This window comes from Pseudomonas fulva NBRC 16637 = DSM 17717 (assembly GCF_000730565.1).
Taxonomy (GTDB): domain Bacteria; phylum Pseudomonadota; class Gammaproteobacteria; order Pseudomonadales; family Pseudomonadaceae; genus Aquipseudomonas; species Aquipseudomonas fulva.
The window spans coordinates 125,211-140,520 of sequence record NZ_BBIQ01000014.1; the positions used below are offsets into that span (position 1 = coordinate 125,211).

At 58.1% G+C, this 15,310-nt stretch carries 8 protein-coding genes; 3 read left to right on the top strand and 5 right to left on the bottom strand.

Going from position 1 to position 15,310, the window contains the following annotated elements; translation table 11 throughout:
• Positions 1–11 precede the first annotated feature (11 nt).
• The 5 genes from PFU01S_RS15195 to PFU01S_RS15215 form a co-directional block, all read right to left on the bottom strand.
• On the bottom strand, positions 12–2,567 hold the full coding sequence (locus PFU01S_RS15195; RefSeq protein ID WP_028687419.1) for a CDP-glycerol glycerophosphotransferase family protein: 2,556 nt from the start codon (positions 2,565–2,567) through the stop codon (positions 12–14).
• Positions 2,557–4,383, bottom strand: a complete 1,827-nt coding sequence (locus PFU01S_RS15200) for a glycosyltransferase family 2 protein (RefSeq protein WP_248694603.1) — start codon at positions 4,381–4,383, stop codon at positions 2,557–2,559. Before PFU01S_RS15200 ends, PFU01S_RS15195 begins: the two co-directional genes overlap by 11 nt.
• Before the next feature lie 668 nt (positions 4,384–5,051).
• Complete coding sequence (locus tag PFU01S_RS15205; protein ID WP_028687420.1) at positions 5,052–7,505, bottom strand: glycosyltransferase family 2 protein; 2,454 nt, start codon at positions 7,503–7,505, stop codon at positions 5,052–5,054.
• A gap of 144 nt (positions 7,506–7,649) precedes the next feature.
• Positions 7,650–9,089: a DUF4214 domain-containing protein gene (locus PFU01S_RS15210; protein WP_028687421.1), complete on the bottom strand. Its 1,440-nt coding sequence runs from the start codon at positions 9,087–9,089 to the stop codon at positions 7,650–7,652.
• Between the two features lie 17 nt (positions 9,090–9,106).
• Complete coding sequence (locus PFU01S_RS15215; protein ID WP_033736972.1) at positions 9,107–9,988, bottom strand: hypothetical protein; 882 nt, start codon at positions 9,986–9,988, stop codon at positions 9,107–9,109.
• Between the two features lie 522 nt (positions 9,989–10,510).
• On the opposite strand from PFU01S_RS15215, the gene PFU01S_RS15220 reads away from it, so the two are divergent.
• The 3 genes from PFU01S_RS15220 to PFU01S_RS15230 are packed head-to-tail and all read left to right on the top strand — an operon-like array spanning position 10,511 to position 15,108.
• Positions 10,511–12,358, top strand: coding sequence for a type I secretion system permease/ATPase (locus PFU01S_RS15220; RefSeq protein WP_028687423.1), 1,848 nt, complete (start codon positions 10,511–10,513; stop codon positions 12,356–12,358).
• Between the two features lie 12 nt (positions 12,359–12,370).
• Positions 12,371–13,696, top strand: coding sequence for an HlyD family type I secretion periplasmic adaptor subunit (locus tag PFU01S_RS15225; protein ID WP_028687424.1), 1,326 nt, complete (start codon positions 12,371–12,373; stop codon positions 13,694–13,696).
• Complete coding sequence (locus tag PFU01S_RS15230; protein ID WP_027914282.1) at positions 13,693–15,108, top strand: TolC family outer membrane protein; 1,416 nt, start codon at positions 13,693–13,695, stop codon at positions 15,106–15,108. Before PFU01S_RS15225 ends, PFU01S_RS15230 begins: the two co-directional genes overlap by 4 nt.
• Positions 15,109–15,310 lie beyond the last annotated feature (202 nt).

Consider the following 15,310-nt stretch of genomic DNA (forward strand, 5'->3'; position numbering starts at 1 on the left):
TTTATTCATCCTTAATTTATTAAGCTTTTAACCCGATCAATAAGTCTTGCTGAGTTATGGTCATCACACCATTCAAAGAAAATTTTCTTCTTCCAATCATAACCAAGAGCCATCTCCGGGTGTACGTCAGAGTTTTTCTTCAATGCATTAAGAAGCGCTTCGAAGTCAGAGCACACGGGCCCAGGAAACACATGCTCAAGCTCATAAAATAACCCACGCTCCACGCCTGAGTAGTACTCATAGTCATAAGCAAAGCTCACCATCGGCTTGCCCGTCAGCATGAAGTCTATGAAGCAACTCGAGTAATCCGTGATAAGCAAGCGTGCGGATCTGTATAGGACCTCGACGTTAGGATAATGTTCATCGCTCAGATCCAGTGCGCCCAGTCGTTGCAACTGTTCCGCATAGGACCCCGAACGGTCAGCCATATGCTCTCGTACCCCAAGCACCAGGTCGTTCTCTTGCAGCCATCCCTCCAACTGCTTCAGCTCGTTTTCTGTGAACTGATAGCATGCATTAGCTGCTCCATTACGAAACGTCGGCATGAACAAAATCAGCCCGCGTCCTGCCAGCGCACTCTCGAGCGTTTGGCTCTCCGCCTGAAAATCCTTTGGCAATTTTTCGAAGTCGCGCAGAATAAAATCGTTCCGAGGAAGCCCCGTTTGCCATACGTCGTTGTAGCTCAACGGATAGAAGGCCGCTGCCATGGCCATCGTGTCGATGCTCGATGAGCTGATCACGGCCCTGCAGCGGGCGTGCTCCTCAGCGATGGCATCACGCCTGTTCTGCTGGTCAAGTGACGCATAGCCTATGCGTTTAAGCGGGATACCGTGCCAGAGGTTGATCAAGTCATGCAGATCGCTTGAAAGCGGATAGACAAGATTACGCGTAGGTGTGTGTTTGATGAACAGGATTTTAGCGCGCAAGAGATGGTATTGACCTTCGGGGCTTTCCAAGGGTACGACAAGGACGTTTCTGCCCTCCACGTTTACCGGTTTGCCGCGGGTCAAGATAATCTTGAAGATACCCTCATCATCTTTGATCTCTTCAAAAACTGCACGCTCGTTCCCGGAGAATACGCCAGAGAAGGCGCATACCGGGAATGCCCACCAATGGTCGTACTTGGGCACACGGTGGTCGGCTTCGATGAATTCAGCATGCGTCAGCAGGGTAGTGGGCACCTGCTCGTCGTCTGGCAGCCTCGACGTGCCGATGTACAGATTGCGCTCCAGCACCTCCTGATCGGTAATACGTGTCAGGTTGCGCTCCATGGTCTGCACGTCAGCCTCAGGTGCGCATGCCAGGATCTTTTCCTTCCATCTATACAGCTTGGCTACTTGGTAATGGTTGGCCGTCAGCAGATAGCGCTTGAACAGCGGGAAGCCTACCTCCAGCAGTTTGAAATGCTGGTTGCTGTAAATCGGATGGAACGGATAAAGGCTACTGATGAAGGTATCGAGAACGAACCCGCGTGTAATCAGGTAGCGGGTCAAACCGATTTCGTACTTGAAAATCACGTTCTGCTTGTTTGGCTGCTGAACAACCGCACTCAACAGCTTACGAAAACCGGGGTCAGACAACACGGGCCTGCGATAAGCCACAAAATACGACCCTATGAGGAAGTCGTAGGTATCGTCCTCTTCAAAACGGTCTAGCATCGAAGCGCGCACGGTGTCCATCGCGATGGGCTGCTTGAACTGATTGCTCGGCTCCGCCTTGGTTTTGGCTATCCCTTTCGTCGCTTGAAGCCCCCACCAGTCACAGCGGCGTTTATCCATCTGCTCGAAGACATCATCGAAGTCCTTGACCAGGTAGCAGCTGTCGTTGGCCAACAGCAACTCATCGTATTGGTCGATGGTGTCCCAGCCCACCAGTGAATTTGCCAACAGGGCATAGGAGCCAAAGTCATAGCGTTGGTGCCGGCCCGCCCAAGCGTCCTTGACGATACCCTTCAGCTTGAGCAGCTCGCCGTCTTGCATTACACAGTCGGCAAGATAGTAAACATCCGCATGGACACTGAGTGCTTGAAGGTACTGGACTACATAATCGTCAACCAGTCCATCAGGGTCGTATCCCGCGAACAAGCAAATGCGCTTGACGGGCCGTTCAGGTAGCCAAGCCGACTGCGTAGTCTGCGCGAAGGGGCCTTGCGGACGTGGCAAGGCGTTCGATTCAATGCCTTCGTGCAGGAAGTGCGCCAGTGGATTGATGGCGTCACTGGCTGGATCCAGGTAGCTCGACCAATACCACCAAACATCGAAGTCTTTGCAGGGCTTGCGTAGCTCTTTCCAGCCATCGGTGCAGAAGTGATAAAGCGGATTCATGTCACACTGCGCGACATCCGGGTTCATCGACAGGTAGTAATGTGTATCGAAATACGCATTTGGGTTGCGGTTTTCGCGCGCACCGTGTCGCACGAAATGCACCAGAGGATCAATGCCCGCCGCTGCCACGTCCGGGTACTGACTCAAATAATACGTCGCATCAAATGTGCCGGATCGCCATAAGGTGGCAATGACCACATCAGAGCCTGCCTCTGGGGGTGGCGGCGCAAGCTCAAACGACATCGGCTGCCTCCTGATGACCGCAAAGAGCTTTGGGTTTGGTCGCATTGGCACGCCAGTCAAACGTACGCTGTGCAGAGTCCAAGTCGGTTAAGTTGTATACCTTGCCACCCCCATACCGAACCTGGGTTGTTGCACGAGGTGGCAATGCCAACCCGCCATAAGGGCCACTGAGGTAATCATGGCTCAGTGCAGGGTGGTAGAAAGGATCTTGCTCACCCTGGGAGAACCAGCGATCCGTGAAGTTTTTCTGCTCACGCTGGGCCCGCGCACGTTTTTCGGGAGCAATGTCCTTACCTCGGCTTGCGGACTCGGCATGGATCAGTTGCGCTTGGGCACACCAGATGATCTTGAAGCCCAGCGCACGTATGCGCATACAGAAGTCGACATCGTTGAAGGCAACTGGGTAGCGAACCTCGTCCAATCCACCTAATACCTCGAACAGTGGTGCATGGACCAACAGGCACGCAGCTGTAACGGCAGTCTGCTGTCGGGTCAGTAAATTGCTAGCCAGGTAGCCTGCGTCGTGCTCGGCCAACTGATTTCCGGCATGCGCAGCCAGGCCATTGATACCCACCACTACGCCGCCGTGCTGAACCATGCGATTAGGCCACAGGAGTTTGGCACCCACAGCCCCGACCCCAGGCCGCATCAACTGGCTGATCATTTCCTTCAGCCAGTTACCGTCGAGGATCTCGATGTCGTTGTTGACCAAGCCGATGACCTGACCCGTAGCGTGATGCACTGCCGCGTTGTTGATCTCTGAATAGTTGAACGGATAGGGGTGCGGGATAACCTTCACCCCCCGGCTCGGCAACTCGGCGAGATACTCGAGGGTTTCCGGTATCACGGACAGGTTGTCCATGACGATGATTTCCAGATCCGGATACTCTGTTTGATTCAGCAACCCTTCGATGCAAGTACGAAGTAGGGCGACCTGATCTTTTGTCGGAACGATCAAGCTGACCTTTGGCAGCGTGATCGGCAGTGGCCAAGTGACGTGCAGCAGCCCTGGGTGATCAGCCAGCGGCGCTACTTGCGCTCCGGGTGCAAGGGCCTCGCATAACCAGTTGATTGCCCGCAGTCGTTGTTGGCAAGCCGGAGTGTGTTCCGGGCTCGAAACGCTCAATGCGTGGCGGTGATAGAGCACCTGCGGCAGATGGGCCACGCGCGCCTGCATTTCCTCGCTAATCAGTACGACAGCCGATATCAGCATGTGCCAATCGAACGCACCGTGCCCGCTCTCTTGGAGGCGTGCAACGGCGCGGCGGACTGTGTCCTTGTGGAAGACCGAGCCAGGTGTGAACGTATCTGCGCCTATGAAAGCGTCCAGATCCCAGACAGGTTTGAACCAGGGGTGGCCCGGTTCGCCATTGGGTTGGTCCTGATCGCAGTCCGCGTAGCCCCAAGCGCTGCCCTCGGCCAGCAATGCGCTGAACTGACTCAATGCATCTGCTCGCAGACGGTCGCCTGCCCAGACCGGCACAATATAACTGCAGTCTTGGTTCAGTAACTCAAGCACCACGGGTGCAATATCGCTTGATTGGGCTTTGACGAGGCGTCCAGGGCTGTTGCCAGGTAATGCGAGGCTGCCGAGGGTCAGTGCCTCAAGCGCTGCGTCCCCATCACCCATCAACAGCACGCCCACATCATTTGCCTGCTGACCGTCAGTGGGATTCGGGCGCTGGAAAGCGTTAGCCCAGGCCGGGTAGAGGTGCCAGCCGGCGCTTTTGGGTAAGCGCAGGCTCTGTTCACGCGCCACTGCCTCAATGACTGCGATCAGTGCGCTGTCGTGGTGCGCGGACAGTTGGTTGACCAAGCCCTCGATACCCTCGGGGGCGCAGCACAAGGTGATAGGGCTGCCGGCCAACGGAGCCCCGGATTCGCTTTCGATGCTCACAACGTGAGGCTTGCCGTCGGCAAAGGCCCATGGCAGGTCTATGACAAAACCATGGTCACTGCTATCGCGATAAGCCAGGGCTTGGCTGTGTTGGTCACACACCACTTGAGCCACTTGTTGATCACCCTCACGCACGCGGATCGTCACGCGACGATGTGGGGATTGCGGGTCCCATGCCCACCCACTAAGGCGCAAGCCGCCGGTATGCCAGACTTGCGATGCGATCAGCTCAGGCTCTTTACCAAACGGCGCGGGTAGCGTGATGTCGCCGTCGAGTGAAAAGGGCTCGTTCGCAATCTTGACGCTGATGTGCCGGGCCTGATTCAGCCAGGCTTGGCGCAACTGCACGGCAAACCCGTTGAACTGGTCGCCCTCGGTGGCGTTGGTTTCGTACAAGTCTGCACGAGCCACTGCCACACTCGCGCCGTCGATAAAGATTTCGACGATCAGTTTCTGTGCGGGGTTAAGGGTATCTAGAGCCCAGCCCTGCAGGACGTCGCCGTAAAGCCCGGTGATTAGGCCCTTGTATCGGACCGCTGAAAGCGAGGCGGTGTCCGTTGGGGTTTTATCCAAGACGTGTTGTGACATCAGGCCGGCTCGGTAATAGAAAAAGAATGAAAGGGAAATGCCCCTGTGGCGTTTTCCCGCACTGCGTAAGGCGCATGCAATGGAAGGTCCAGGTCACTCGCAAGCTCCACTGCGCGCCAACCCGAAACAGGGCACGCATGCAGACTCAAGACGGCGCAGCAGCCGGACATTGTCACGTTGTCTGCCATCGACAGCATTGTCAGGTCTGGCAGCGCGTACACCGCACCTGTAGCAAGCAACTGCTTGCTCCAAGGCTGTTTCGCTTCGATAAGAAACTGAACGGGCAGGTTTTCTCGGGTCGCTCGCTGCGCTATTTCAAGCCACTGGCGCGCTACTTGTGTGTCGCTCAGGTCATCACCGATCAACCACGTACCCGTGCTCGTCATCTCATGGGTAGCAGGGTGCAGGGGGGATTCGATCAGAGCAAGGTTCGCCCCGTGCAGCACGGCGGCATGCCGATCAACAAACTCGGCGCAAGGCAATTCGATACGCTGGGCTGATGCGGCAAACGTCATACGATCGTTGCATGCTTCCCTGGAGAGCAAGGCATCGTCCCTGCAAACAATCCGATAGGGCAGTGATAGCTGGCCCGGCAGGTCCCATATGAACGAAGGGGCATTGGCCAGCCGCTCGAAAACAAGGCCTCGCAAGGGTAGGGCGCGTAGATCGTCTATAAGATAAGGCAATTCATCGGCGGCATAGTCCAGGCTGATCTCCAATGGCAAAACTTCTGCATGAAGTGTGACCCAGTTGCGCAGCCCATCATGATGCCAGGTCAGGCTGAAGGGTGTTTCAGAACGGCTGCCATCATGAATGTGCAGCTCTGGACGAGGGTGACCCGGCTCGCCGCGCTGCTGAGCCAGCCAATGGGTCAGACGCGCACGCTGCAATGATTGTCGAGCCGGTTTGATCGGGTCGCGACGGCAGAAGGTTTCGTAGCGTGATTCAGCATCAGGGTAGCGTTTTCGAAGAATGGCGTTGTTGTAGGCAACGCGCAGGTTTTTTTCTTCCCCAAACGATACCCCCCCTTGATGAGCAACGAAAACATTTGGCGCCCCCATGTGCTTCCAGCCCAAGCTGCGAGCGCGCAAACACCAGTCGGTTTCCTCCCCGTACCCGCGCGACAGTTCTAGCTCATCCAGATAACCCACTTGGTCGATGGCATCGCGCTTGATGTAAAGGCAGAACCCACATCCTGTTTCGATCTCTACAGGGGCCGACGGGTTGTGTTTGGCCAGATTATCCAGTTCAGCGTGCTGGTCAGGTGATGGCATGGGCTGACTGATGCGGCTCCGTGGGAAGCTCATCAATTCGCCATTGTTCGTGAACGGGGTGACCGACGCTACTTGAGGATCGCTATAAGCTACCTGATGCAGGCGGTCAATCCAGTCTCCGTGAACGCGGGTGTCAGCATTCAGCCAGATCACGTCTTTGCCCAAACTCATAGCCATGGCTCTGTTCATGCTACGAATGAAGCCTAGGTTGGACGGGTTCTGCACGAGAGTAATCTTGCTTTTGCCTGCCAGCACTTTGAGCGCTTTGCGCAAGGCGGGGAGGGGCGTGGCGTCCTCGATGACGACCAGACGATGAGGCGTGCGGTTATGCCTGCGTGATTCGATAGCGCTGTTTATGCACGCCAGCGTCTCATCCAGCCCGTTGTAAACCGGAATGAGCACATCAACCGAAACGCTCTTGGTTTGCGTGGCAATGGGGCAAGGTGGTACCCAAACGGGCAGGGTATGCAGGGGGCTACCTTGCAATGAGCCGCCTGTACTAAAACCCACGGCAACTGTTGCGCAAGCTTTGGGCAGTTTGGCGCGAATGCCACCATGGCTGGACGAAATACCCGCAGCTGTGAGCAGTGGATCGGGGCGGCCTGCCGGCGCGCTTACGACCTGCCCGTTGAATTCGAACTGAACGATGCATGGCTCAGCAAGGTTCTTCAAGTCGATTGCCCAACCTTGTATCTCTTGCGCATCTCGATCAAGGCGAACGACGCCTACTGCGCCTGAGTGCTGCGTTTTTGAAGCCAGCAATCTAAGTACTAAGTTGAGCTCTTGGGGTGAAGTGATTTCGGGCAATTGCGCGAGGATAACTCGCTCTAGCTGCACTGGCGTGTCTGCTTGGCTACGTGCGAGCCATAGTAGTTGCCGCAGACCTGCGTCATGAGGTTGCTTTTGCCAAGCAGCGGCCAAGTAGCGGGTAGCCAGATGCGGCTGTGCTAGATCCAGCAGGCAGCGCCCTAGAAGCGCGTGCAGATCTGTCCGCTTTGGCAGGGCTTTGACCGCATTACTAAAAAAAATGAAGGCAAGCTTTGGATGCTTTGGCAGTGCCTCGATACCCTTCCAGATGAGTGCCTCTGGACGGTATTCGGGGACCTTGAGAGCCTGTTCCAACACTGAAGCCGCGCTGGCGTGCTCTTCTGCCTGGCGATGCCGATGAAAAATGTCCATGAGCGTATCTCGCCCATGGTCGAGTTGTCTGGACATAAGCTTGGCTTGGCTACAAGAAATAAAAAAGAGGGGCGACTCGAGAGCCGCCCCTTTGGCGTATGCCCGACCTTTCGGCCGGGTATACGTTTTGCTACAGCGGGCTAGTTACACTTGGCCGTGCAGTACAACGACGTTGTCGATGTTTGCGATGGCTTCGTTGGAACCAACGATGCCCAGGGCCACGTCGGCGTGAGTGCCGCCGTTGTCCAGGACAGCTTCCCAAGCAGCTTTGCCAGTTGCATCGGCTTCGCGGCCCAGTGCGGACTGGTACAGGGAGTCGATGAAGTCGCTGTTGGACTTCTGAGCAGCTTCAGCCGAGCCAACGATGCCAGCGGCCACTTCGGCGCGGCTGGTGCCGTTGAACAGCTGGGATACCCAAGCGTCCAGGCCTTCTTGCTCAACTTCGCGGCCCAGTACGTTTTCGTACAGTTCGCGGACGAAGTCACCGTTCGACTGATCCAGCTGGATGGCTTCGTTCGACAGAGCGATACCAGCAGCTACGTCGTTCAGGTTGCCACCGTTGGCCAGCACGGCTTGCCATGCAGTCGAGCCTTCTTCATCAGCGGCGCGGCCCAGGATAGCCTGGTACAGCTCGTTGATGTCTTGGGCCGAAGCAGCGCCAGCGAACTCAGCCGAGTTCAGGAACTGGTTGGCGATGTCGGTCAGCGAAGTGCCTTCGCTTACCAGGGCGGTGAAGTCTTTGGCGCCGGATGCATCAGCGTCACGACCCAGGATGCCTTGGTACAGGCGCAGGGCAGCTGCTTCTTCGTCGCTGTGAGCCAGGGCTACAGTTTCGGTGGTGTCACCGTTAACGAAGGTCAGGAACTCAGCGTCAGTGATGGCGGCAGTTTGGTTGCCGGTCAGGTTGACGTTGAAGTTGTTGCCGACGGTGAAGGTGTAGTCGTCGCGCGAACCGTCCAGCTGAACGATGTCGAAGCCAGCGCCAGCGTTGACGATGTCAGCGTGGTCGCTGCCGCTCAGGATGATGGTGTCATCGCCCGAACCGGTGGTCACGTTGTTGTTACCCAGGCCAGCGATAACGGTGTTGTTGCCGTTGCCGGTGACGATGGTGTCGTTGCCGTCGCCAGCGTCGATCAGGGTGTTCTGGTCGCCTTTGACAGTGATGACGTCGTCACCGTTGCCAGTTGCAACTACCAGCTCGATGGCCGAGGTATCAACGGCTGGAGCCAGAGCAGCAGCGAAGGTTTGAACGTCGCCAGCAGCTGCTTGACCTTGCAGGTCAACAACCAGGTTGGCATCGCTCTGCAGCACGTAGGCGCTAACGCCAGCAGCTTCGGCAGCAGCCAGGTCGACGACAACTTGGTCGCCTTGCTCGCCTTCGACTTCGCCAACAACGATGTCAGCTTGGCCGGAAGTTGGCAGCTGAACAGCGTTGCCTTCGATGCCGGCAATGTTGACGTTTTCAACGGTGTCCAGGTTCAGCAGGCTGCTGATGGCAGCGATGGTGTTTTCGGACAGGTTGGCGCTATCGGCGTTCAGGGTGTCTTGCAGAGCGCTGCTCGACTGAGGGCTATCGTATTGCATGATGTATTCCTGTTACTTCAGGCCATGTGGCCCGCTGCAATCGTATTCTGCTGTGACGCAGAGTTTTCCCACGGAGACTTAAGGCGGGCAGCGTTCATCTTCGTTACGGGTGTTAGGGCGAGGTGCAAGGCCACCAGCGGCTCGTTGCCGGTGGGGCCGTGCATCATCTGATTTGCGACTAGGCGTTGTGGTTCCGTATTTTCGAAAACAACAAGGCCAGTAAGTTCGTAATGCCTGCGCAGCGGCCCTATCAGGCTGAAGCCAACGCAGATCAGCGGCAGGCCTTGGCCGCGAGCACCTACTACAGTGCCTGTCGATACGTTGCGGCACGGGCCGGAGCCTGCCACTGTGCAGGTGTAAAGAAGGTCTACACCGACGGGCTTTTCAGCCCAGTCGATAGAGAACGAATCAATGAACTCATCAGCGCCCGGCTCGCCAACCCATCCTTCGCTGGACACGATCTCACCGCTATGGCTTAGGTGAGCAGTAAGCGTGAGTGGCAGCGGTTTGGTGCTGGCGGCGATGGCCTGAGCAGGGTCGGTGCTGGATACGACCGCGAAGGTGCGCATGATGGCAGGCGAGGTGTCAATGCGGTCGATACGCAAATCCACGGGGTCGATCACCTCATCGAACATGTGATATTCGGTGATCAGAACCGTCGTAACACCGCCTTTGACTCGCGCAACAATAGTGTCACCGAGCTTGGTTAGCATGTTCTTGCTAACGCCTTCTGCGGGGAAGAAATCGATGGAGCCTTTACCTAGCGGCGCTTGTTGCAACGCGATGCAGACGGGTTTGTCTGCCGGAGGCTGGGAGGCGTACCTGAAGATATACATGCCCGGTTCGAGCAGGGTGACCCGGGAGCTGATTTTCAGGCCGTCCAGGGTTTGCGAAGGCATAGACATGGCGTTGTTAAGCTCCTTTTAAGCAATAACACTGGTAGCTAACGTGCTCAAACCCGTGCATACACTGAACTGCCATTGAAGGCTCCTTGCGAGTGGCGAAGATGCCGCCGGAGGGGGAAGATGTCAACCAAGAAATCTAAAAAAAAATTCATATCAGTGGGGAACTTAGCTATAAGAGGGACGATCTTTCGCCGCTTTTTGTTCATAACTGAGTAGCAGGGTAGGACGTTCCAGCATTCGAAAAATTCGCCTGAAATCAAAGAATTACGATATTGACGTGCGCACATGATTACTTTTGATGGTTTTCTGGCGTGTAGTTTTCGTCGCTTTCAAGGTCTCTAGCCGTTGGTCACTCTGACCGCTTGAGCAACTGCCTGTTTCCGTTCTGCTCAAACATTTCATGAAATTCTACTGTTCGTCGCTGAACAAAGCGGCTCAAGGAGCAATCTGACACGCTGCCTTCTTTGGTGGGTGTTACACTGCCCGCCGCTTTCGCCACTCCTCAGTACGGACACCATGAGTTATCAATCCGAAAACACTCTGCAAGCCGCCCTTAGAGCCTGCAAAAGCAGCTTCCTTTCGGTAGGCTTCTTTAGTTTCTTCGTCAACGCACTGATGCTGGTGCCCACGTTCTTCATGATCCAGGTATCGGGTCGCGTGGTGCCCTCCAGCAGCACCTCCACTTTGCTCATGCTCACGTTGATCATGACTGTGTTGATCGCGACCATGGGTGCCCTGGAGTGGGTACGTTCGCGCATCATGGTGCGTATCAGTAACCGCCTGGATGTCATGCTCAGCCGCGATGTGTACCGGGCAAGCTTCAAGCGCGCCCTGAATAGCGGCGGCTCCGATGCTACGGCGCAGTCCCTTAACGACCTCACTTCGCTGCGCCAGTTCTTTACAGGTCCAGGGCTTTTCGCATTTTTCGATGCCCCGTGGTTCCCCATCTACACCATCGTGATGTTTCTGTTCCACCCATGGTTCGGCTGGATGACGTTGTTCTGCGGCGCGGTGTTGACCGTGTTGGCGGTCGTCAATCATCGGTCTACTGGCGGCGCGTTGGCTGAGGCCAACAAGGAGAACGTCGCCTCCAACGTGGTGACCAACCGTACCCTGCGTAATGCCGAGGTCATCGAGTCGATGGGTATGCTTGATACCCTGATGAACCGGTGGGCCAAGCGTCAGCGCAACATCATGCTGCTTCAGTCCAATGCGAGTGATAAAGGCGGCGTGATCAGCTCTACCTCCAAAACATTCCGTATCTGGTCGCAGTCCATCATGCTGGCCATTGGTGCGTATCTTGTAGTGACGCACGAAATCAACCCCGGCCTTCTGATGGCAGGTTCCCTGCTGCTGGGCCGCGCGCTGTCCCCCATCGACCAGATGATCGGCAGCTGGAAAGGCTTCGTCGCCGCCAAAGTCCAATACGACCGCCTCAGCAAAGTCATGGACGACCTGAAAAACGAACCTGAGCGCATGCCGCTTCCAGCCCCGGAAGGCCACATTCAGGTCGAAAACCTGATCGTCGCCCCGCCTGGCGCCAAAGCACCGGTCATCCGTAGCATCAGCTTCGTGGCCCCGGCTGGTTCCATTGTCGGCATCGTCGGCCCAAGTGCTGCCGGTAAATCCACACTGGTGCGTGCCCTGATGGGCATCTGGCCCCCACAGCACGGCGTGGTTCGCCTCGACGGTGCCGATATCGCCAGCTGGGACAAGCAGGCCCTTGGCCCATACGTCGGCTACCTGCCGCAAGACATCGAGCTGTTCGAAGGCAGCATCAGCGAGAACATCGCCCGCTTCGACAAAATCGACCCGGAAAAGGTAGTGGAAGCGGCCCAGATGGCCGGCGTTCACGAGATGATCCTCATGCTGCCCGATGGCTACGACACGGTAATCGGCAGCGACGGCGTCAACCTGTCCGGCGGTCAGCGTCAGCGTATTGGCCTGGCCCGTGCCATTTATGGCAACCCGCGCCTGGTGGTGCTCGACGAACCTAACTCCAACCTAGACGACGTGGGTGAACGCGCCTTGGGCGTGGCCCTGCAAAAGCTCAAGGCAACCGGTGCTACGGTCTTCATCGTCTCGCACCGCCCCAACATCCTCACCCGCCTGGACCGTATTCTGGTCATGTCGGGCGGTACCATTTCGCTGTACGGCGAGCGCGACCGCGTGATCGCCGAGCTGGCAGCGCAACAGGCTAAAGGCCAGCAGCGGGTCGCTCAGCCCGCGCCTGGCCAGCCCCCGGCCGCGCCGCCTGCTGCACCCAATGCCACGCCACCGGCCACCCCGCCCGCTGCACCCAATGCCGCGCCGCCCGCAGCCCCCGCTGCCGCGCCTGCCACTACCACCAGCACCGGCGTGTGAAAGGATTTCTAGATGAGCAGTAAAGCGATCACTACCTTCGATCACAATTTCGACGACATGCCCACGTCCGACCGCGGCATTCGCCGCATCGGCCTGACCATCGTCTTCGTTACATTCGGTATTTTCGGCAGCTGGGCGGCCTTCGCGCCACTCAGCAACGCTGTGCATGGTTCCGGTGTGGTCACCGTGCAGAACTACCGCAAGACCGTGCAGCACCTTGAGGGCGGCATCGTCAAGGAACTGCTGGCCCGTGATGGCGACCTGGTCAAGAAGGGCGACCCGCTGATCGTGCTGGATGAATCCCAGCTCAGCGCCGAATACGAGTCCACCCGCAACCAGCTGATCGTGGCGCGTTATAAAGAAGCACGCCTGCGGGCGGAACGCGACGGCCTGAACGAAATCCCACCGGTCAAAATGGATGGCACCGACTCGGTCCGTGCTCAAGAGGCCATGGCGGGTGAGTTGCAGGTGTTCAACGCACGGCGCAACTCGTTGCAGGGTGAGATCTCGGTCAACCGCGAGCGCATCCAGCAGATGAAACAGCAGATCGCTGGTTTGAACGACATGATCGGGACCAAGAGCGGGCTGGAGAAGTCGTACACCGGTGAAATCAAGCAGCTCAAGGAGTTGCTGGCCGAAGGCTTCGTGGACAATCAGCGCCTGCTCGAGCAGGAGCGCAAGCTGGACATGCTCAAGACCGAAGTGGCGGACCATCGGTCCAACATCACCAAGACCAATCTGCAGATTGGTGAAACCGAATTGCAGATCGTGCAGTTGAAGAAGAAATTCGATTCCGACGTGGCCAACGAGCTTTCTGACGTTCAGGCTCAGGTTTTCGACCTTCAGGAAAAAGAAGCAGCCCTGCGTGACCGCCTGTCGCGTGTGGTGATACGCGCACCTGAAAGCGGCATGGTGCTGGACATGAAGGTGCACACCATTGGTGGTGTGATCAGCGCGGCTACGCCGATTCTGGATATCGTGCCTGCACAGTCGGAGCTGGTGGTGGAGGCCAAGGTGGCCACGCGGGACATCGACCGTCTGGAGTTGGGTAAAACCGCAGACATTCGCTTCACCGCCTTCAACCAGGCCACCACGCCGGTCATCGAGGGCAAGCTGGTGCGCATTTCGGCGGACAGCCTGACCGACGAGCGCAGCGGCGACACTTACTACCTGGTGCGTGTGCAGGTGACCGAAGATGGCATGAAGAAGCTCGGCAGCCGCAAGCTGCACCCCGGCATGCCCGCAGAAGTGCTGATCAACGCCGGCGACCGCACCATGCTGCAGTACCTGCTCAAACCGGCCCGCAACATGTTCGCCGAATCGCTGATCGAGGAATGATTGTGCTGCGTTTGCTACCTGGAATGCTGATGTGCATGGTCGCCTGCCAGGCGGTGGCCGTGGAAGGGAAGGGCGCGCCAGCTGACGTGCCCAAAGCGGTGTCGGCGTCGACCTACACGCTGGACCTGGCCGGCCTGTACCGTGAGGCCAGGCTGGAAGACCCTCGGGTGCTGGCCGCCTATGCCCGCGCGCGCTCGGCCGAAGCCCAGCAGCGCGAAGCCTTGGGCGGCCTGCTGCCGCAGGTGTCGGCCAACGCCAACACCAGCCGCGTGCTGCGCAAGAACGAGATCGACCGCGACATCTACAATAACGAAAGCTATTCGTTGAGCCTGACCCAGTACCTGTACAACAAGCCGGCCTGGGAGCGGTACCAGAAGTCCAAGAGCGTCAAGGACCAGAAGGGCCAGCAAGCCGAAGATACCCTGGCCGAAGCCACGGTAGACCTGGCCAAGCGCTACTTCGTAGCCCTGGCCGCCGACGACGAACTGGCGCTGGTGCAAGCCGAGCGTCGTGCCACCCAGAAAAACCTGGACCGTGTCACCAGTATGTTCGACCGGCAGATGGCCAAGATCACCGACAAGCTGGACATGCAGGCGCGCGTCGACTTCCTGGCCGCCCAGGAGGTGGAAGCCCGCAACCAGGTGCAGGTCAGCCGTGAGGCGCTGGCCGAGATCGTCGGTCGGCCCATCACCGAGCCGCTGAGCCGGGTGCGTAACGATGTCGCGCTGCAGGCGCCCACCCGTCCTTTGCAGGAATGGTTGACCCAGGCCGTTGAAACCAACCCGCAGCTCAAGGCCTCGCGCAGCGGTGCCGAGGCGGCCATGGCGGCCGTGCGTGAAGGCAAGGGCGAGCACTATCCGCAGCTGTCCCTGAGCCTGAGCGCCCAGCAGAGTGACCAGGGTTACGACAACACCCAGGCGCCGCGCAGCGACAGCTATGTGGCAAGCCTTGGGGTGAAGATCCCGATCTACAGCGGTGGCTCCACCTCGGCCCGTGTGCGTGGCTTGTATGACGAGCAGTTGGCGGCCGAAGAACAGCTCGAAGGCATTCGCCGCCAGGTGGTGAAGGAAACCACCACGGCCTTCCTCACGGCCCAGGCGGCGGTGGACAAGATCCGCGCCAACCGCAACGCCCTGTCCTCGGCCCAGCAGTCCAGCGTGGCGGCGCAGAAGGCGTTCAGTTACGGGGTGGTCAACGCGGTGGATGTGCTGACCAGCGTGCAGAACGAGTTCAAGGCGCGTCGTGATTTGCTCAAGACGCAGTATGACTTCATCACCAATCTGTTCCTGCTCAATCGTTGGGCGGGTCAGCTCAACCAGGACAGCGTGGACAACGTCAATGTGTGGTTGAGCCCTGTGCCAGAGCCGACCCTGCCGGGCGGTGACGTGGCGCGGCTGGATGCGCGCCGCTGATTGGACGGGTGGGGTGGGCTTGGGCGGTAGCCTAGGCTGTTAAAGAGATCGCTCGGCACACGCCTCCTGGCGTTCCGCCTACGCGGCCCCCCTGTGGGAGCGGCCTCGTGCCGCGATGGGCCGCGCAGCGGCCCCCGGAATATCCGCTGCGAAGCTGCAATCCTGGGGCCGCTTTGCGGCCCATCGCGGCGCAAGGCCGCTT

What these genes read in the sequence shown, in the direction of transcription:
- PFU01S_RS15220 (WP_028687423.1), top strand. Translation starts at nt 10,511, where the DNA reads ATGAGTTATCAATCCGAAAACACTCTGCAAGCCGCCCTTAGAGCCTGC.
- PFU01S_RS15195 (WP_028687419.1), bottom strand. Translation starts at nt 2,567, where the DNA reads ATGTCGTTTGAGCTTGCGCCGCCACCCCCAGAGGCAGGCTCTGATGTG.
- PFU01S_RS15225 (WP_028687424.1), top strand. Translation starts at nt 12,371, where the DNA reads ATGAGCAGTAAAGCGATCACTACCTTCGATCACAATTTCGACGACATG.
- PFU01S_RS15210 (WP_028687421.1), bottom strand. Translation starts at nt 9,089, where the DNA reads ATGCAATACGATAGCCCTCAGTCGAGCAGCGCTCTGCAAGACACCCTG.
- PFU01S_RS15205 (WP_028687420.1), bottom strand. Translation starts at nt 7,505, where the DNA reads ATGGACATTTTTCATCGGCATCGCCAGGCAGAAGAGCACGCCAGCGCG.
- PFU01S_RS15230 (WP_027914282.1), top strand. Translation starts at nt 13,693, where the DNA reads ATGATTGTGCTGCGTTTGCTACCTGGAATGCTGATGTGCATGGTCGCC.
- PFU01S_RS15215 (WP_033736972.1), bottom strand. Translation starts at nt 9,988, where the DNA reads ATGCCTTCGCAAACCCTGGACGGCCTGAAAATCAGCTCCCGGGTCACC.